The organism is Kitasatospora sp. NPDC127116 (assembly GCF_042677365.1).
Classification (GTDB): Bacteria; Actinomycetota; Actinomycetes; order Streptomycetales; family Streptomycetaceae; genus Kitasatospora; species Kitasatospora lactacystinica.
Genome location: NZ_JBHXTL010000053.1, coordinates 39,548 through 58,488, shown reverse-complemented (window position 1 = coordinate 58,488; position 18,941 = coordinate 39,548). Strand labels below are relative to the sequence as shown.

Annotated in this window: 11 protein-coding genes; 5 read left to right on the top strand and 6 right to left on the bottom strand. The window is 73.1% G+C overall.

The window, feature by feature from the left end; all coding sequences use genetic code 11:
• Positions 1-15: 15 nt before the first annotated feature.
• Together ACFVHV_RS21800 and ACFVHV_RS21795 are read right to left on the bottom strand one after the other, a co-directional pair.
• The gene (locus tag ACFVHV_RS21800) at positions 16-2,445 is read right to left on the bottom strand and encodes a ricin-type beta-trefoil lectin domain protein (RefSeq protein ID WP_359915152.1); all 2,430 of its coding nucleotides are present in this window, start codon (positions 2,443-2,445) and stop codon (positions 16-18) included.
• A 104-nt stretch (positions 2,446-2,549) separates the two neighbouring features.
• Positions 2,550-5,006 (bottom strand): RICIN domain-containing protein, encoded by a 2,457-nt coding sequence (locus ACFVHV_RS21795; RefSeq protein WP_359915153.1) that lies wholly within the window; start codon positions 5,004-5,006, stop codon positions 2,550-2,552.
• A 556-nt stretch (positions 5,007-5,562) separates the two neighbouring features.
• Here ACFVHV_RS21795 and ACFVHV_RS21790 point away from each other — a divergent pair.
• The 4 genes from ACFVHV_RS21790 (at position 5,563) to ACFVHV_RS21775 (ending at position 10,812) form a co-directional block, all read left to right on the top strand.
• Positions 5,563-6,612 carry a substrate-binding domain-containing protein gene (locus tag ACFVHV_RS21790; RefSeq protein ID WP_359915155.1) on the top strand — a complete coding sequence of 350 codons (1,050 nt, stop codon included), beginning with the start codon at positions 5,563-5,565 and terminating at the stop codon, positions 6,610-6,612.
• Positions 6,613-6,770: 158 nt separating this feature from the next.
• The gene (locus tag ACFVHV_RS21785) at positions 6,771-8,345 is read left to right on the top strand and encodes a sugar ABC transporter ATP-binding protein (RefSeq protein WP_380352798.1); all 1,575 of its coding nucleotides are present in this window, start codon (positions 6,771-6,773) and stop codon (positions 8,343-8,345) included.
• A gap of 73 nt (positions 8,346-8,418) precedes the next feature.
• Positions 8,419-9,459 (top strand): ABC transporter permease, encoded by a 1,041-nt coding sequence (locus tag ACFVHV_RS21780; protein WP_359915158.1) that lies wholly within the window; start codon positions 8,419-8,421, stop codon positions 9,457-9,459.
• 546 nt (positions 9,460-10,005) lie between these two features.
• Positions 10,006-10,812, top strand: coding sequence for a DeoR/GlpR family DNA-binding transcription regulator (locus ACFVHV_RS21775; protein ID WP_359907383.1), 807 nt, complete (start codon positions 10,006-10,008; stop codon positions 10,810-10,812).
• A 24-nt stretch (positions 10,813-10,836) separates the two neighbouring features.
• Here the strand turns inward: ACFVHV_RS21775 and galK are convergent, their stop codons facing one another.
• Positions 10,837-11,982, bottom strand: a complete 1,146-nt coding sequence (gene galK, locus ACFVHV_RS21770) for a galactokinase (RefSeq protein WP_359907386.1) — start codon at positions 11,980-11,982, stop codon at positions 10,837-10,839.
• A gap of 265 nt (positions 11,983-12,247) precedes the next feature.
• Between galK and galT the strand changes: the two genes are divergently transcribed.
• Entirely contained in the window at positions 12,248-13,354 is a 1,107-nt protein-coding gene (gene galT / locus ACFVHV_RS21765) for a galactose-1-phosphate uridylyltransferase (RefSeq protein WP_359907389.1), read from the top strand.
• A 273-nt stretch (positions 13,355-13,627) separates the two neighbouring features.
• Here galT and ACFVHV_RS21760 read toward each other — a convergent pair whose 3' ends face one another.
• From ACFVHV_RS21760 to ACFVHV_RS21750, 3 genes are all read right to left on the bottom strand, one after another.
• Positions 13,628-16,114, bottom strand: coding sequence for an RICIN domain-containing protein (locus ACFVHV_RS21760; protein WP_380352795.1), 2,487 nt, complete (start codon positions 16,112-16,114; stop codon positions 13,628-13,630).
• Between the two features lie 88 nt (positions 16,115-16,202).
• Entirely contained in the window at positions 16,203-18,089 is a 1,887-nt protein-coding gene (locus ACFVHV_RS21755) for a DUF5107 domain-containing protein (RefSeq protein WP_380352794.1), read from the bottom strand.
• On the bottom strand, positions 18,086-18,886 hold the full coding sequence (locus tag ACFVHV_RS21750; protein WP_380352792.1) for a carbohydrate ABC transporter permease: 801 nt from the start codon (positions 18,884-18,886) through the stop codon (positions 18,086-18,088). Before ACFVHV_RS21750 ends, ACFVHV_RS21755 begins: the two co-directional genes overlap by 4 nt.
• Positions 18,887-18,941 lie beyond the last annotated feature (55 nt).

Genomic DNA, 18,941 nt, shown 5'->3' with positions numbered 1-18,941 from the left:
CCGCGGGTCAGTGGGCTACGGCAGGGTCCAGCGCTGGTTGGCGCCGCCGTTGCAGTCCCAGATCTCCAGCGGGGTGCCGTCGGCGGTCGCCGCGGCCGGGTCGTCCAGGCAGCGGCCGGACTGGGTGCTCTTCAGGGTGCCGTCCGGCTGGGGCGTCCACTGCTGGTTGGCGCCGCCGGTGCAGTCCCACAGCTCGACCGGGGTGCCGTTGACGGTGCCGGCGCCGGTGACGTCCAGGCACTTGCCGTTGTGGGTGAGGGTGCCGTTGGAGCGGGTCCACACCTGCTGGGCGCTGCCGTCGCAGGCCCAGAGCTGCACGGCAGCGCCGCTGGTGCCGGCGGCGGGGCGGGCGCAGGTGCCGGGCAGGGCGGAGGCGATCGGGCCGGTGTGGGTGGTGGGCGTGCCGGGGGTGAGGGCGAAGTTGTCGAACTGGTCGGTCTGGTAGCCGGTCACGCCGAGGCCGGCGCGGCCGTTGGTGAAGCTCGCGTCGGTGGCGCTGCCCACGGCGGCACCGTCGATGCTCGCCGTGAGGGTCTCGTTGTCGAGGGTGAGCGCGACGGTGTGCCAGCGGCCGGTGCCGAGGGCGGCGGTGGTGCCGCTCGCGAGGGTGGTGAAGTTCCACTTGGTGTCGCTCTTGTCGATCGACCAGGCGCCGGTGTCGCTCACCCGCAGGTGGTAGGCGTTCAGGCCGTTGTTGTTGCGGCCCTGCTGGCCGGCCCGGCCGAGGAGTTCGACGGTGCCGGACTGCTCGAACATGGTGTCGGCGGTGACGGTGTAGTTGGACCAGCTGCCGTCGCCCATCATCGTGTACGGGGCGTTGTAGGGCTCGTCGGTCCAGCGGATCGGTGAGGTCGGGGCCATCTGGCGCAGGCAGGTGCCGGTGCGGCCGCCGCCGCAGGCGACGGTCTGGAAGGCGCCGTTCATGTCCGTGAAGTACTTCGGCGAGGTGGTCGTCGCCGGGGTGTCGAAGCCGTCCGCGTAGGGCAGCTTCATCGGCGCGGCGGCCGGCGGGGTGGCGGTGCCCTTGCCCTGGCCGGTGGTGGTGGTCACGGTGTAGACCCGGCCGGGCTGGAGGGTGAGGGTGTAGCGGCCCCCGGACGGGGTGACGTCCTTCTGCTTGACGAACCACTGCGCCGGGTCGTTGGAGTTGAGGTCGGTGGACCAGACGTGGACCTTGCCGGTGGACAGGCCGCCGGAGACGGTGAAGTTCGCGGTCTGGGCCGCGGTGGCGTCCAGGGTCTCGATGACGGTGCTGTAGTCGCGCTTGTTCGTGCTCTTCAGCGTGACGTAGCTGCCGTTGGCGCGCGCGCCGCCGAGGTAGCCGCTCGCGGCGTCGATGTAGCTCCAGCCGGGCTGGGTGAACTGGGTGGTGTGCGCGGTGACCCAGGTCGTCTTTCCGATGCCGTAGTTGCCGGACCACGGCTGGTTGGCGATCGACATGCCGTCGGTGGAGAAGAAGAGGTCGGGGTAGAGCGCGGCGATGACCGGCCAGTTGATGAACGAGGTCATCTTCCCGTCGAGGTAGCCCCGGTTGATCCCGCGCGCCACCGCCGGGGCGCCGCTGTTGAGGTCCTGGGAGCCGTTCTCGCTCGCCCACAGCGGCTTGCCGAGCGCCTGGGCGGTCGGCGTGCTCGGGCACTCGGTGAAGGAGCTCATGTACCCGCAGGGGTAGTGCACGCCGACGACGTCGACGGCGTTCTTGAACGCCGGGTCGGCGGCCATGGCGTCGGCCACCTCCCAGGTGTCGTCGGCGGCGACGACCTTGGTGGCGCCGTAACCGCGCGCGACGAGCGTGCTCTTGAGGTTCTCGTACCAGGCCTTGTCGAAGCCGCGCTCGTTCCAGCCGCCGAGGTAGGAGACGTTCAGGTGGTGCCGGCCGGCGCAGCCCATCCACGACATCACGTAGTCGATGGAGTCCTGGGACCAGAAGTTGCCGCCGCTGCCGGTGTTCCCGATCCAGCCGGGGGCGCCCCAGGACAGGCCGATGAACTTGATGTCGGGGTTGCGGGCCTTGGCCTGCTCGGCCAGCCACCACTCGTAGCCCTGGTTGCAGTCGACGGTGCCCCTGGTGTGCTCGATGCTCGGCTCGGCGCCGTCGGTGGAGTTGGTGTCGCCGCCGATCTCCAGCTTCAGCACCTGCAGCGAGGCGCCGTAGCCGGGCTTGAACAGGTAGTCCAGCAGTTGACTGCGCTGGGGCTCCGGATAGTCCACCAGCAGGCGGGAGTTGCCGCCGCCGCCGGAGATCGCGCCGACCCCGTCGAAGGTCAGGCCCGGCTTGGTGCCGTCGACGGTGACGGCGGTGGAGGTGGCGGCGGTGGGGGTGGTGGCGCTCTCCGTCGCGGCCAGGGCGGCCGGCGGCGCGGCCAGGCCGCCGAGCGCGCCGGCGAGGACGAGCGCCGCGCTCAGGGCGGTGCGCCAGGTCGAGGAGGGGTGTTGACGGCCCATGGGCGTCTCCGAGGGTGGGGAGGGGTGGGGGCGGTGTTGCTCCGCGCCGGGCACCCGGTCAGGGCGCCCGGCACGACGTCGGGGCAGGGGGTTCTCCGGTCCCGTTACGAGACGGTCCACTGCTGGTTGGCCCGGCCGGAGGCGCAGGTCCACTGCACGACCTGGGCACCGTCGGCCGTCGAAGCGCCCGTGACATCCAGGCACTTGCCGCTGTTCACCGAGACCAGCTGGACGCGGGCCCCGGTGTCCGGGACGAGGGTCCACTGCTGGTTGGCCTTGCCGGCGGCACAGGTCCACTGGACGACCTGGGCACCGTCGGCCGTCGAAGCGCCCGTGACGTCCAGGCACTTGCCGCTGTTCGCCGAGACCAGCTGGACGCTGCCGGTCCCGGCGACCGGCACCAGCGTCCACTGCTGGTTGGCCTTGCCGGCGGCGCAGGTCCACTGGACGGCCTCGGCGCCGTCGGCGCTCGAAGCGCCCGTGACGTCCAGGCACTTGCCGCTGTTGACGCTGGTCACGGTGTGGGTGGCCGGCGCGGCCAGCGGCGTGACGGTGGTGTTGGCGAAATCGGCGTGCTGGAACCCGCCGACGCCCAGGCCGATCTGGCCGATGCCGTGCCCGGCGTCGGCGACGGAGGCGACCTGGGTGTGGTCGATCGACGCGGTGATGCTCTGGCCCTGGACGGCCAGCGCGAGGTTGTGCCAGGTGCCGGCCCCCGCGCCGGGGTAGCTGCCGCTCGCCAGCACGGTGTCGGCGCCGGAGCGGTTCTCGCTGAACAGGCTCCAGGCACCGGTGTCGTCGATCTTCAGGTGGTAGCCGGAGCGGTCGTGGTCGACGTGGTCGATGCGGCCGAGCAGTTCGGCGGAGGTGCCGGCCTGTTCGAAGGCGACGTCCGTATTCGCCTGGTAGTGGGCCCAGGACGGGTCGCCCAGGAGGGTCAGCGGGGTGTAGTTCATGTCGTCGTGCCACGGGATCGGCGCCCGGGTGATGACCTGGCGCAAGCACACCGGGGTGGTCGCCCCGGACGGGCAGGGCGCGGTCTCGAAGGCGCCCGCCCAGTCGTGGAAGTAGCGGGCGGTGGCCCCTTCGGAGTAGCCGCCGAGGTCGGCCTGGTACGGCAGTGGCATCGCGGCGGGTGCGGGCGGCGCGGCGGTGCCCTTGCCCTGGCCGGTGGTGGTCGTGACGGTGTAGACGTAACCGGGCTGCACGGTGAGCGAGTACGAGCCGCTCTTCGGGGTCACGTCCTGGGCGTGGACGAACCACTTCGACGGGTCGGTGGAGTTCATGTCGGTGGCCCAGACGTGCACCTGGCCGGTGGACAGGCCCCCGGCGACCTCGAAGGTCACGGTCTGCGCGGCGGTGGCGTCGGTGGCCTCGATGACCGTGCTGTAGTCCTTGCCGGACTTGAGCGTGACGTAGCTGCCGCTGTGCGGGTCGCCGTTGGCGCCGGTCCCGGCCAGGTAGCCGCTGGACGTGTCCAGGTACTGCCAGCCCGGCTTGGCGAACTGGGTGGTGTGCGCCATCACCCAGATGTCGCGGCCGACCGCGTAGTTGCCGGACCACGGCTGGTCGGCGGCCATCAGCCCGGCTCCCGCGTACGGCAGGTTCGAGGGCCAGGAGCTGACCAGCGCCCACTTGATGTCGGCGGTGATCCGGGCGTCGAGGTACTCGCGGTTGACGTTGCGGGCCAGGGCGGCCGGGTCGGCGCCGTAGCTGTCGTTGTCGTCCTCGGAGGCCCAGAGCCGCTTGCCCAGCCCGGTCGCGGTGTCGCTGCCCGGGCAGGCGGTGTAGACGGGGGTCGAGTGCCAGCAGGTGCCGTGCAGGCCGATGACGCCGACGGCCTTGGCGAAGGCGGGGTCTGCGGCCATGTCCGCGGCGATCGACCAGTGCTCGTCATCGCTGTCGGACGCGACCAGGGTGGTGCCCTGGTGGCCGTGGGCGTCCAGGTCGGTGCGCAGCTTCTCGAACCAGGCCTTGTCGTAGCCGCGCTCGTTCCAGCCGCCGAGGTAGCCGACGTTCAGTCCGTGCTGCCGGGCGCAGCCGAGCCAGGACTCCAGGTACGTGATGTTGTCCTGGGACCAGACGCCGCCGTTCAGCCAGCCCGGCGCGGCCCATTCCAGGCCGTAGAAGGTGATCCCGGGGTTGCGGGCCTTGGCCTGCTCCATGAGCCACCACTCGTACCCGCGGTCGCAGTCGACCTCGGTGGGGGTGCGCATGTGGGACGGTTCGGGGCCGTCCGAGGAGTTGGCGTCCCCGCCGATCTCGACCTTCAGCATCTGCAGCGAGGCGCCGTAGCCGGGCTTGAACAGGTAGTCCAGCACCTGGCTGCGCTGGGGCTCGGGGTAGTCGACCAGCAGACGCGAGGTGGCGCCGCCGCCGCTGATCGCGCCGAGCCCGTCGTACGCGCGCCCCGGAGAGCGGCCGTCCAGTGTCACGGACTTCGTCGTGGGGGCCGGCGCGGCCACCGCGGGCGGCGCGGCCAGCGCGGCGGTGGTGAAGCCGAGTGCGAGCGCCGCCAGGGCCGTGACGCCCCGGCGGATCGGGTGGGGTGGTTCGCTCATCGACTACTCCTGTCGTCGGGCCGGGTCGGCCGGGTGGGGGCCCGCCGGGACTCGGTCGCCGGACGGGGCCGGGACGGGAGTGGCGGGTGCATGCCGACATGCCGGGGAGGACAGTAGACCCAACATTCAACAGTAATCAACAACTTCGGATGAAATACAACGCGATCGGCCAGTCGCCGCCAGGAGGCGGCGGCCGAGCCGGCTTGCCACAGGGGCACGGCAGCACCCCGCGGACATGCCCCTGCCAGGCGCTATTGACGCCGCCCCGGCTTTGCCCGAAGCTGTCCACGACAACAACCTACCAATCAGTAAGTTCCGATGAACACGCCACCACCTGCTCCGATCCGGAAGATCGCGGCCCGGTCCGCCGGCTTCGGCCCCCATCCGCGGCGCGACGGGATAACGAGACGGTCTCGATGGCTCCGATCCGGAAACATGAGCTTGACTCAGCTCAGGGCCAGGCGTTTTCTTTTGACCCACCACGTTTGATCGTGGTGTTTTCTGATTGGTTTTGTTGCTTCTCGCCGATCGGCCCCCACCCTCAGGAGCCCCCTCCATGCACCTCCCCCTCCGTGGCCGCCTGGCCGCGATCGCCGCGCTGAGCCTGATCACCTCCGTCGGCCTGACCGCCTGCTCCACCGGACAGACGTCCTCGAACAGCGCGGACGCGCCCGTCGCCCCGGTGTCCGGCAAGGTGACGATCACCTACCTGCAGAAGCAGGGCGACCAGCAGTACTTCGTGGACGAGGCCGCGGGCGCCAAGGCCAAGGCCGCCGAGCTCGGCGCCGAGCTGAAGGTGGTGAACCTGGGCAACGACGCCAACAAGACGGTCGGAGAGGTGCAGGCCGCGATCGCGCAGAAGAGCAACGGCCTGATCATCGTGGTGCCCGACCCGGCGGTCGGCCCGCAGGTGGTCCAGACGGCCCGGGACGCGAAGGCCGCGCTGCTGACCTCCGACGACCAGGTCTGCACGAGCGGACCGGCCCCGGCCCAGTGCGCGGCGACCGACCTGGTGCCCCGGATCGGCTTCTCCGGTGCCCAGATGGGCGGTGAGGTCGGCAAGCGGGCCGCCGAGGAGTTCAAGAAGGCCGGCTGGAACGCGGCCGACACCCGGATCATCTCCGCCTGGAAGCAGGACGTCACCGTCTGCGGCGACCGCGTGAAGGCCGCCAAGGACGCCTTCGACCAGGCCGTGCCGGGCGTGCAGCTGATCGACGTCGCGACCGACAACACCCCGACCGGCGCGCAGGACAAGGTCGCCGCCACCATCACCGCCAACCCCGGGGTCAAGCACTGGGTGGCCTGGGGCTGCAACGACGAGAACGTCCAGGGCGCCGTCACCGCCCTGCAGAACGCCGGGATCAACCCCGACGACATCGACGGCGTCGGCCTGGGCGCCTACCTCGCGTGCAAGAACTGGGCCTCCGGCAAGCCCTCCGGGATGAAGGCCGCCCTGTTCATCAACGGCAAGGACGTCGGCGCCCTGTCCGTGCAGACCATGTACGACAAGCTCAAGAACGGCAAGGACTTCCCCAAGGAGGCCTTCGCCCCGACCACGATGGTCGACGCCGCCACCTGGCAGTCCGCGGGCGTGTCCTGCAGCTGACGCCTCGCCGAGCCGCCGGTGGGGCGGGCGGGCACCGACCTGCCGAATCCGCCCGCCGCACCGGCGCGCTCCCGGAGACCGTACCGCGACCACCGGCACCGCCGACCGTGTGCACGGCTCCCCCAGACCGTACGCACCGCACTGCCAACGAGGCCCCGATGACCACACCCGCACCGTCACCCGTCCCGCCGGCGAGCGGCGCCCCCGGCCTGAGCGCCGAGGGCGTGTCCAAGCGCTTCGGCTCCGTCCGGGCCCTGGAGGACGTCACCCTCACCTTCCCGCCCGGCCGGGTCACCGCCCTGATGGGCGAGAACGGCGCCGGGAAGTCCACCCTGCTGCGCATCCTGACCGGCGACCACCGCCCCACCGAGGGGCGCGTGCTGCTGGACGGCGAGGCCGTGGACCTGCAGTCCCCCCAGGACGCCCGCCGCGCCGGGATCCGGATCATCCCGCAGGAACCCGAGATCATCCCGCACGTCCCGGTCGCCGAGAACGTCTACGCCGGCTCGCTGCCCCGCCGGGCCGGACGCCGCCTGGACCGCGCCGAGCTGCGCCGCCGCATCACCGCGGACCTGGCCCGCCTCGGCTTCGACAAGGTCCTCGACCCCGACCTGCTCGGGTCCGAACTCACCGCCGCGCAACGCCAGTTGGTCGAGATCATGCGGGCCCTGACCGGCGCCGTCCCGCCGCGGGCGATCGCCTTCGACGAGCCCACCTCCTCGCTCTCCGAGCACGAGGTCGAGGCCCTGTTCGCCCTGATCGGGCGGCTGCGCGACGAGGGCATCGCCGTCGTCTACGTCTCCCACCGGATGAAGGAGATCTTCCGGCTCGCCGACCGCATCGCCGTGCTGCGAGACGGCCGGGTCGCCGGGGTGGTCGAGGCCGCCGCCACCGACGAGAGCGAACTCGTCCGGCTCATGGTCGGCCGTGACCTGTCCTCGCTGTTCGTCCGCCAGCAGGTCGCCACCGACCGCGTCGTGCTGGACGTCCGCGACCTCACCACCGACGACGTGCACGGCGTCAGCCTGACCGTGCGGGCCGGCGAGGTCGTGGCGCTGGCCGGCCTGATCGGCGCCGGACGCTCCGAACTCGCCCTCGCCCTGGCCGGCGACGCCCCGATCCACTCCGGCACGGTGGCCCTCAACGGCGAGGTCCTGCGGCTGAAGGACCCGCGCGCCGCCATCGCCGCCGGCATCGGCCTGGCCCCCGAGGAGCGCAAGGCCCAGGCCCTGTTCCTGCAGCGCACGATCCGCGACAACACCTCGCTGGTCAGCCTGCGCCGGCTCAGCCGATGGCGGTTCGTCAAGCAGCGCCAGGAGAAGGCCCTCGCCCAGGAGTACGCCGACCGGCTGCGCGTGCGCGCGCCCTCCGTCGAGGCCGAGGTCCGCACCCTGTCCGGCGGCAACCAGCAGAAGGTCGTCCTCGCCCGCTGGCTCGCCCGCAAGCCCGACCTGCTGATCCTCGACGAACCCACCCGGGGCGTCGACATCGGCGCCAAGGCCGAGATCTACCAGATCATCGCCGACCTCGCCCGCGAGGGCACCGCCGTCCTGGTCATCTCCTCCGAACTGCCCGAAGTCCTCGGCCTCGCCGACCGGGTCGTGGTGATGCAGAACGGCCGCACGACCGGCGAGCTGACCCGTGACCGGGCGACGGAGGAGGCCGTCCTCGCCCTCGCCATGGCCGACGACCTCGCCACCACCACCACCGCCCAGACCGGAGAGACCCAGTGAACGAGCGCAGCGAGCGAACCATCGAAAGGCGCGCGTGGGCAAGTGCCCCTGCCGAGCGCAGCGAGGTGGGCGCATGACCACCGCCACTCCCCCGACCGCCCCGGTGCCGGACGCCGGGGCCCTGCCCGTCCGGTCCGGCGGCCCGCGCGCCCTGCTCGCCGCGATCGGCGGCCAGAACCTCAGCCTGATCGGCGCCCTCGTCGCCGTCGTCGCCCTGTTCGGCTCGCTCAACCCCAACTTCGTCGGCTGGGACAACATCCAGGTCATCGCCGAGGCCGCCACCATCTCCGGCCTGCTGGCCGTCGTCCAGACCGTCGTGATCATCTGCGGCGGCCTCGACATCTCGGTCGGCTCCCAGGCCGGCCTGGCCTCCGTCACCAGCGCCATGGTCTTCACCTCCACCGGCGCCGACCCGTACCTCGGCATCGGCGCCGCGCTCGCCATCGGCGCCGGCATCGGCCTGTTCAACGGCGTCGTGATCGTCTACGGCCGGGTCAACCCGACCATCGCCACCCTCGCCGGACTGGCCGCCTACAAGGGCGTCGCCCAGCTCGTCTCGGACGGCCGCGCCCAGGGCTACGTGCTCAACGACCCGGTCTTCGTCTTCCTCAGCCGCGGCAGGATCGCCGGTCTGCCCACCATGGTCTGGCTGCTGATCCTCACCGCCGTCGCCGTGCACGCCCTGCTCACCTACACCGACATCGGCCGCAACATCTACGCGATCGGCGGCAACGACACCGCCGCCCGCCTGGCCGGCATCAACCTCAACAAGTACCTGATCGCCGCCTACGCCCTCTCCGGCACCGTCGCGGCCCTGGCCGGCGTGCTGCTCACCGCTCGCACCGGCAGCGGCCAGCCGGTCTCCGGCAGCGAGGGCCTGGAGCTGCAGTCGATCACCGCGGCCGCCCTCGGCGGCTGTGCCCTCAAGGGCGGCAAGGGCAGCATCGGCGGCACCCTGCTCGCCGTCGCGCTGCTCGGCGCACTGCAGAACGGCCTCACCGTCCAGGGCATCAACGCCTTCTGGCAGAACGTCGCCCAGGGCTCCCTGCTGGTCGCCGCCGTCGTCATCCAGCAGCGCCGCAACCGCGAGCGGGCGGTCGGACTGCCTGCCTGAGCCCGGTCTCCCGTGCGCCGGCGCCCCACCGCCCGGCGCGCGGGAAACCGGCCCCTGAGCGGGCCCGACGCGTGCGGCGCCGGGCCGGCTCCCCTTCGGGGTGCGCCCCGCGGGCTCCCGGACCGGGCGCCCCGGCGCCCACCCCCCATGACGTCCGCCCCGGCCGTCCCCTGACCGGACCCGCCGCACAGTGGCAGCGGGTCCGGACTCGGCCGGAGGCGGAACGAGCGGTCGGCCGCCGAGGGTCGGCCGGACCGCGACCGGAACCGCCGGTGCCGCCCCTGCAGGCGGCACCGGCGGTTGCGCGTCCTCCCGGTGCGGTGCGTCCGGGCCCCCGCCGTACCGGCCGACCGGTCGGGTCGGGGCCCGCCGGGGTCCTGGGATACTGGATCATGTCGCGGCCGACGGCTCCCCGGTCACCGACGCGAACGCTCCGGCGCCCGGCCCGGCCCTCGGCGGTGGCACCGGTACGTCCGGACCGCGGCAGGGTCGGCCTGCCGGAGGAAGCGGGAGCGGTCAGGCACCCGTTCGATCGAAAGGGCCTTCGTGGCTGATCAGAGTTTGCTCGCCCCGCAGCGCCAGGCGCTGATCCTGGAGGCCATCCGCAAGGCCGGCGCGGTGCGCGTCGCCGAGCTGGTCGAGCAGTTCGGCGTGTCGGACATGACGATCCGCCGCGACCTGGACGCACTGGTGCGCCAGGGAGACGTGCAGAAGGTCCACGGCGGGGCCATCGCGGTGGGGACCGCCAGCACGGACGAACCCGGCTTCGACGTGAAGTCCGGGCTGGAGGAGGGCACCAAGGCCGCCCTGGCCGACGCCGCGGCGCAGCGGGTGGAACCGGGCAGCGTGGTGGCGCTGTCCGCCGGCACCACCACCTACGCGGTCGCCTCCCGGCTGCTGGAGGTCCCGGGGCTGACGGTCGTCACCAACTCCCTGCGGATCGCGGACCTGCTGTGGGCAGCGGAAAGCGACGGAGCGGAGACCGTTCCGTCGCTGCTGTTGACCGGTGGGGCGCCGACCCGCTCCGCGGCCCTGGTGGGCTCCCTCGCGGACCAGACGATCCGCACGCTCCACGTGGACCTGCTCATCCTCGGCGTGCACGGCGTCAGTGAGCAGGCCGGACTCACCACCCCCAACCTCGCCGAGGCGCAGACCAATCGGGCCCTGATCGCCTCGGCCCGCCGCACCGTCGTGGTCGCCGACCACACCAAGTGGGGCGTCGTCGGCCTGAGCAGCTTCGCGACCCTGACGGAGGTCGACTGCTTCATCACCGACGACGCCCTCCCCGCGGCGGCCCGCAGCGCGCTCGCCGAGGCGGTCGGCGAACTCGTCGTGGTACCGGCCGCCGGCTGACCGGACGCTCCGGGCCCCGCCCGGTCAGGCCAGTCGACGCGCCCCCGCCGAGGGGACGGCGGTGAAGGCGACGGGTGCGGCGAAGCCGGCGGAGCCGAAGGCCGACCGCACCGCGTCCGCGACCGCTGCCACGTCCGCCGCGGCCACCAGGGCGATGACGGAGCCGCCGAAGCCGCCGCCGGTCATCCGGGCGCCCAGCGCCCCGGCGGCCACGGCGGCCTCGACCGCGAGGTCCGTCTCGGGGCAGGAGACCCGGAAGTCGTCGCGCAGCGAGGCGTGTCCGGCGGTCAGGACCGGCCCCAGTGCGGCGATCCGGCCGCCGTCCAGGTGCTCGATCGCCTCGGCCACCCGCCGGTTCTCGGTGACCACGTGCCGCACCAGCGGGGCGAGTTCCCCGGGGAGGCGCTCCAGGGCCGCGGTGAGGCCGGCGGCCGGCAGGTCGCGCAGCGCGGCCAGGCCGAGCAGGTCGGCGGCACGCTCGCAGCCGGCCCGCAGGGCGGCGTAGGCGCCGTCGCCGAGGTCGTGCTTGACCCGGGTGTCGATCACCAGCAGCCGGAAGCCGGCCGCCTCCAGGTCGAGCGGGACGTGGCGCCGCTCCAGCGTCCGGGTGTCGAGGAGCAGGGCGGCCCCGTCCGTGCAGCAGGCGGAGGCCATCTGGTCCATCACCCCGCAGGGCACGCCGACGAAGGCGTTCTCGGCCCGCTGGGCGACCAGGGCGAGGTCCGGCGCGGACAGGCCGAGCCCGTACAGGTCGTTCAGGGCGGCGGCCGTGGCGCACTCCAGGGCGGCGGAGGAGGAGAGCCCGGCGCCGGCCGGCACGTCGCTGTCGACGGAGAGGTCGGCGCCGCCGATCGCGTGTCCGGCCTCGGCGAGGGCCCAGAACACGCCGGCCGGGTAGGCGGCCCAGCTGGTGACGACCCCGGGGGCCAGGCCGTCGAGCGCGAGGTCGGTGATGGTGCCGTCGCCCTGGGTGCTGTGGAGCCGCACCCGGCCGTCCGCACGGCGGCGGGCGGTGACCCTGGTGGTGTGCGGGAGGGCGATGGGCAGGACGAAGCCGTCGTTGTAGTCGGTGTGCTCACCGATCAGGTTCACCCGGCCGGGCGCGGCCCACACGCCGCTCGGCCGGGCGCCGTGGACGGCCTCGAAGTCGGTGGCGGCCCGGTCGATCATCTGCTCGGCTCCCGTACGTCGTGCGTGTGCGTCGTGTCGGCTCCCGCCGGCGCTTCCATCGGCGGACGGGAGTTGATTTCGACATAATCAAACATCATCGGCCGCCACAGTCAACACCTGCGGATTTCTCATCGCGGCGCGGACCGGAAGCGGCGCCTGATGACCTGCCAGCAGGTCTACACCTGTTGACAAACGATCGGATATGTTTGATTCTGTTGGAGATCGGCACAGGCTGGCCGAACTCCCCCGCAGAAGGAGCACAGCGGTGCACAAGACCGCGACCAAGTTGGCCGACGGCCGCGAACTCGTCTACTACGACCAGGAGTTCGGCACGGCCCGGACCGCCGTGGACGAACGCCCGCTGGAACCCTCCGCGAGCCTCTCCGAGACCCGGCTCGACCCGGTGCTCGGCGAGTGGGTGACCGTCGCCGCCCACCGTCAGCAGCGGACCTACCACCCCCCGGCCGGCGAGTGCCCGCTCTGCCCCTCCCAGGACGGCCGGCTGAGCGAGGTCCCGGCGGCCGACTACCAGGTCGTGGTCTTCGAGAACCGCTTCCCCTCGCTCGCTCCGGACTCCGCCGCCCACGTCACCGCCCACGAGGACGACCCCCTGCGCACCCTGCGGCCGGGCACCGGCCGCTGTGAGGTGGTCTGCTTCGCCCCCGACCACGACGCCTCCTTCGCCGACCTGGACGAGGCCAGGGCCCGCCTGGTGCTGGACGCCTGGACCGACCGCACGGCCGAACTGTCGGCCCGGCCCGAGGTCCGGCAGGTGTACTGCTTCGAGAACCGCGGCGAGGAGATCGGCGTCACCCTGGCCCACCCGCACGGGCAGATCTACGCCTTCCCCTTCGTCCCCTCCCGCACCGCCCGGATGATCGGCCGCGCCGAGGCGTACCGGGCGAGCACCGGCCGGAACCTCTTCGAGGACCTCGTCGCCGCCGAACGGGCCGCCCCCGAGCGGCTGGTGCTCCGGGGCGAGCACTGGACGGCCTTCGTGCCCTTCGCCGCCCGCTGGCCGTACGAGGTCCACCTCTACCCCAACCGCCGGGTGCGCGACCTCACCGCGCTGGACGAGGCCGAGCGCGCCGAGTTCCCCGGCCTCTACCTCGACCTGCTGCGCCGCTTCGACCGGCTGTTCCCCGCTCCCGCCGGCGCCGCGCCGAACCGGACCCCGTACATCTCCGCCTGGCACCAGGCGCCGAAGGACGGCGGCGACGAACTCGCCCTGCACCTGGAGCTGTTCACCGTCCGGCGCGCTCCCGGCAAGCTCAAGTACCTGGCGGGCGTGGAATCCGGACTCGACGCCTTCGTCACCGACGTGAGCCCGGAGGCCGCCGCCGCGCGGCTGCGCGAGGCCGCGGCCGGCTGACCCGGCCCACAGGAGGACCCCGGCGCGGCCGTCGAACGAGCCGTGCCGGGGTCGGGGTCAAAATCGGGGCCGGGATCGGAATCGGGGCGAGGACGCGCCGCCGGCGGCTCGGGCCGACCGGCGGTCTCGTCGTCCGCGCGGGCCCCGACGTCCTCCCGGGTGCCGTGCGGTTCGTGCGTGCGGTCCGGTCCGACGGAAATGCCGGGCTCCCGGGGACAGCCCCGGGAGCCCGGCATCAGGACCGCCCCCGCGGGACCGCCCTGCGGGCCCGGGTCAGGAGATCGACCACCGCTGCAGCGGCGATCCGGTGTCCGGCTCCTGCGTCACCGCGGCGCCGTCGGCGCCGGAGGCGGTGGTGAGCAGCAGGCCGCTGTGGGCCGAGGTGACGGTGTACGAGCCGTCGGCCGTCAGCCGGACGTTCCAGTGCTGGTTGGCGCCGCCGCTGCACGGCCACTGGATCACCTGGGCGCCCGCGGCCGTGGAGCCGCCGCTGACGTCGGCGCACATCGACGAGAGGCCGTTGACCAGCTCGTACGAGCCGTCGGGCTGGGGGCGGAACTGCCAGAGCTGGTTGCTGCCGCCGGAGGCGGTCCAGGTGATGAGGGGGTTGCCGGCGGCGGTGCTGCTGTCGGCGTCGTCGAGGGCCTTGCCGCCCGTGGTCAGGGTGTGGTTGCCGCTGAGGTCCGGCTCGACGGTCCAGGTGAAGACGGCCGACGCGCTCGCGGTGCCCGAGGAGGCGGTGACGGTGACCTTCGAGACTCCGGGCCCGGTCGGGGTGCCGGTGATCAGACCCGAGGGGCTGAGGGAGAGCCCGGCGGGCAGCCCGGACCCCGTGAAGGTGAGCGGCTTGCCGGCGCTGTCGGTGGCGCCGAGCTGGACGGAGACGGCCTTGCCCGCGGTGCCGGCCTGGTCACCGGGGGCGGTGAGGACGACCGCCTCGGGGGCCGTGCCGGTCGGGGCGAGGGCGAGGGTCTGCTCGGCCGCCGTGCGGCCGCCGCCGACCGTGCCGCCGGTGGTGTCGCTCCAGGAGCGGGCGGGCACGGTCTCGGCGAGCCGGCCCGAGGTGCCGGACATGCCGATCACCAGGCCGCTGTAACGGTTCACCAGCTGGAACCGGCCCTTCCCGGCCTTGCTGGGGAGGATGAACCACTGCTGCCCGACGGTGGCGTTCCCGCCGGCGGCGCCGGTGGCGGTCAGCGCGGCGCCCCAGGCCCGGCCCGCCGTCGAGGTGGCGTCGACGCCCAGCAGCTGACCGGTGGCGGTGTTGACGATCCGGTAGGAGCCGTCGCCCTCGGCCAGGAACCGCCAGGACTCGCGGGCGGAGCCGGCCGCCTTGGCCGTGGAGGTGACGGCGGAGCCGCCGGCGCTCTGGGCGAGGACCCGGCCGTTGCCGCTCTGGATCCGGTAGGTCCTGGTCAGGTCGACCGGCGCGGCGGCCGGCGCGGAGGAGCCGACGGTCAGCTCGACGTACTGGCCCTCCGAGCCGGCGCAGCCGAAGGAGCAGTACTGCCGGAAGGTCTTCCCGACGATCGTGGAGCCGGTCAGACTGGCGCTGTCCAGGAACCAGCGGTACCAGGAGGCGGTGTGGTAGCTGCCGGTGTCGCCGAGCAGGGTCCACTTCTGGGTGGCCAGGTCCTTGGTGGCGTAGATCTGCTGCGGGGCGTTGCCGCTCTGGTCGACGGCCTGCGGAGTGCCGATGTAGAGGCCCAGATAGGCGTCGTAGCTGATGTTCATGACGAACAGCGGTGTGCTCGGGGCGAGCGTGCCGGCCGCGATCTGCTGGCTGACGGTGCCGGGGTTGGCGGGGTTGTACTCCTTGGCCGGCGGGAGGTACCCGGTGGGGTTGGCGCCGTCGGCGGGCACCATGTCGCTCTCCAGGCCTCCGGCCCCGGGCTGCGACCACGCGCCGTCGTACCACTTCTGCCAGCTGCCCGGCGCCATCTTGGCGGACATCGGGGCCCGCGCGACGTGCTGCTGGAACGCGCCCCAGCTGCCGCCCTTGTCGACGATCCGGGAGCCGTAGAAGACGTAGAAGTATCCGGAGGCGGTGTCCGCGAACAGCCGCTGGTCGCCGTCGCCGTAGGAGAAGGTCTGCTGCGGGAAGGCCGCGGTGTCGCCTCGCGTGGTGCTGTACGGCGAGGTGAGCACGTGGTCCCTGATGGTCCAGGTCCGGCCCTGGTCGGTGGAGACGGCGTAGTCGATCGCGTCGTAGTGCAGGCCGTCGCCGAAAGGCTGGGGGGTGAACTCGTTGTGCACCAGCCCGTACCAGGCCCCGCTGTCCGGGTCGACCCAGACCCCGGCCAGGTCGCAGTAGTTCCGCTGGGCGTAGTGCGAACCCTGCGGCGCGTAGCTGGACTGCCGTCCGGTGGGGCTGTTGTTGCAGCGTGCGGTGGTGTCGTCGTTGCGGTCCGACGGGTCGGCGGGGTTGACGGCGTCGCTGATCGCGGCGGACCTGGTGGCGCTGTCGAAGTCCCGGCCGGTGAAGAAGCTCCACTTCCGGGAGTCGTTCGCGCCGTACAGCGAGTGCGACTGCTGGAAGTAGAACGTACCGTCCTTGTCGATGTAGGGACTGGCCTGGGTGTCGTCGGGGTAGGCGTACGAGCCCGTCCGGCCGACCGAGACCGTGTACGTGGCGGGGGCCGGCTTGCCGGCGGCAGGTGTGTCGGCGGGCGCCGGGGTGGCGGCCAGGGTTCCGGCGCCGAGTGCCGCCAGGGCGGTGGCGGCGAGGACGCGGGTCCATCGGGTGCGTAGAGGTGGCACTGGTACTCCTCTTCCGTGGCGGGGCGCACGGTTGCGCCCCTGCTGTGGGGGGTGCGGAACGGGAGAGTGGTCCGGGGGAGGCGGGCGGTCAGCCGTCCGCCATGCGGAAGTCGTACTGCGGGGGCACCGGTGTGCCGGGGTGGACGGCGAGCCAGAGGGTGTCCAGGGAGAGCTCGCCCTCGCGCATGGTGTCGACCTGGATGCCCTCGGCCAGCAGCCGTCGGACCCGGTCGTCGTCGCCGCGGGCGTGCGCCGCCTCCGCCTCGGCCAGCCTGATCCGGCCGTGCGCCCGGTCGGCCGGGGAGAGCGCCTCGATCAGCGCGAGTGCCTCGGCGGGGCGCTCGGCGCGCCGCAGCGACTCCAGCGTCTCGATCGTCAACTCCCGCAGTTCCGGGCGGAGTCGGTGGGCCGAGAGCATGAGGTCGGCGGCCTCCCGCGCCTGCGGGGCGAGGAGGGCGAGCGCGCGCAGCGCCCAGGGCGAGGGCTGGACGGCGACGGAGTGCTCGAACGCCTCGCGGGCGGACTCCCGCTCCCCGTCGGCCAGGCGCAGCAGCCCGAGCTGGTACAGCGCGTGCCAGTCCGTGGCGTTCGCCTCCAGCGGCCGCCGCCAGTGCGCCCCGGTGACCGGCTCGGCCGGCGGGTCGCAGACCGGGAGCGTGCCGGTCTTCAGGAGCTGCCGCCAGGGTTCCTGGGCGGCCGCCGGCTCGCCGAAGGGCAGGGCGGGCGAGGCGGGCAGGGCGCCGGCCTCGATCTCCAGCGCGGCCCAGCCGCCGCCCTCGGACAGCACCTCCTCGGGCGTGCCGAACTCCCCGGCCCGGGCGTCGGCCCGCTCCAGCTCCAGCGGCGGGAGCAACCGGTCCAGCGCCTCGCCGGCGGCCTCCCGGGCAGCGTCCCAACTCCCGTGCACGGCCGTGGGATCGGCCTGCAGCAGCCCGTACGCCTCGGTCCACGACCAGGTGGCTCCGGCGGGCATCGGCAGATGCTCCAGCTGGGTGCGGGCCAGGCCCGCCTGGATCTCCAGGTAGGCGGAGTCCGGGCCGGAGAGCCACTCCTGCCAGTGCCTGCCGCCGGTGCCGGTGCCCCAGCAGAACAGCTTGCGGCCGCGCAGCCGGGCGGTGGAGGTCTGGACGAGCCCGGCGCCGGTGCCGTCCAGCGCGGCGATCCAGGGGCGTTCGCCGCCGGGGAGGTCGAGGAAGTAGTCCGCGGCCCGCGCCGCACGGCCGGGGTAGCTGCGGTCGGCGCCGTCGACCTCCGGGAAGGGCACCCGGCGCAGGTCGCTGACGTAGTCGCAGTGGAAGGCGTGGTCGGCCGGGCCGAGGACGCGCACGTCCCGGTCCTGGGGCACGGCGATGTTGGACCACCAGTAGACCGGCGTCTCGGTCGGCGCGGGGTTGTGCACGGCGATGCGGACGTAGAGCACCGGGGAGCCGGCGGGCAGCCAGGTGTCCATCCGCAGCACCAGGCGCCGCAGCCGCTCGAAGGCGTACATCCGCAGGCCCGGGGTGCCGTCGGGCGCGCTCACCCGGACGGCGTGCAGCGGCTCGCAGGTCAGCGGCCAGTGCCCGGTGGCGCCGAGGTTCCACTCCACCCCGCCGGCCAGCCAGGCGTCGCGCAGGGCGAGGTTGGCGGGCTGCAGGATCCGGTTGCGGTGCAGCAGCTCCCGCCCGGTGGAGCGGTGGACCAGGGACCACAGCCGCCCGCCGAGGGAGGGCAGGAAGGTCGCGGTGAGGGTCTCGTTCTCCAGCACCACGCACGGGAGTTCGCGCTCGGTGCGGACGCGGTCGTACCCGCCCTGCCGGGTGTACGGCAGCAGGGTGTCGGGCACCCCGTAGGCCAGGTTGCGGCGCATCTCGTCGTCGACCCCGGCGCCGGCGCCGGTCTGCCGGGGCAGGCCGTGCAGGATCGGCAGGGTGCCGCCGACCGGATCGGGGGTCCCGTGGATGCGGAGCGGGTCGGTGCGCAGGGTCGAGGTCACTTGCCGATCCCAACTGTCATGCCCTGGATGATCCGCGAGCCCATCCAGGAGAAGAGCGCGATCATCGGGGCGAGGATGATGCAGACCCCGGCGAACATCGTGCCGAAGTCCAGGCCGTTGAACTGCTGTGCCGCGACGAACGAGGAGAGCGCCACCGGGAGGGTGGTCGTCCCCTGGCTGTTCGTCAGGACGAGGGCGAACAGGGTCTCGTTCCAGGCGGTGATGAACTGCAGGAGGAAGGCGGTGACCAGCCCGCCCCGGGCGACCGGGAGCACCACCTGGACGAAGGTGCGCAGCGGGCCGGCGCCGTCCAGGACGGCGGCCTCCTCCAGCACGCCGGGGATGCCGCGGAAGAAGCCGGTCAGCAGGAAGACGGTGAACGGCATCGCCAGGCCGACGTAGACCAGGCCGAGGCCGAGGTCGCTGTCGGTCAGGTCCACCCGGGACAGGCCGATGAACAGCGGCACCACCAGGACCTGGCCGGGCACGCCGAGGCCCATGGCGAAGCTCATCGTCAGTGCCGAGGAGGTCCGCGAGCGGCGCCGGGCGAGGGCGTAGGCGCAGGGGGCGGCGAGGGCGACGGCGACCACGGAGGAGAGGCCGGCGGTGAGCACGCTGTTGAGGGCCGCCCGCGCGAAGCCGCCCTCGTCGAGCGCGGTGGTGTAGTTGCCGGTGTCCGGGCTGGTCGGCAGGCCGAAGCCGTGCCGCAGGATGTCGGGGCCGCTGCGCAGCGAGGTCAGCAGGATCCACAGGACCAGCAGCAGGTCGGCGGCGACGACGATCCAGACGGCGGTCATGCCGATCCTGCTCGCGAGTCCGGTGGGTCGGTTACTGCGTCGCACGGGAGGGACC

Bases quoted from the DNA above. Each gene is read 5' to 3' on its own strand.
- ACFVHV_RS21800 (WP_359915152.1), bottom strand. From the start codon at position 2,445: ATGGGCCGTCAACACCCCTCCTCGACCTGGCGCACCGCCCTGAGCGCG.
- ACFVHV_RS21795 (WP_359915153.1), bottom strand. From the start codon at position 5,006: ATGAGCGAACCACCCCACCCGATCCGCCGGGGCGTCACGGCCCTGGCG.
- ACFVHV_RS21790 (WP_359915155.1), top strand. From the start codon at position 5,563: ATGCACCTCCCCCTCCGTGGCCGCCTGGCCGCGATCGCCGCGCTGAGC.
- ACFVHV_RS21785 (WP_380352798.1), top strand. From the start codon at position 6,771: ATGACCACACCCGCACCGTCACCCGTCCCGCCGGCGAGCGGCGCCCCC.
- ACFVHV_RS21780 (WP_359915158.1), top strand. From the start codon at position 8,419: ATGACCACCGCCACTCCCCCGACCGCCCCGGTGCCGGACGCCGGGGCC.
- galK (WP_359907386.1), bottom strand. From the start codon at position 11,982: ATGATCGACCGGGCCGCCACCGACTTCGAGGCCGTCCACGGCGCCCGG.
- ACFVHV_RS21750 (WP_380352792.1), bottom strand. From the start codon at position 18,886: ATGACCGCCGTCTGGATCGTCGTCGCCGCCGACCTGCTGCTGGTCCTG.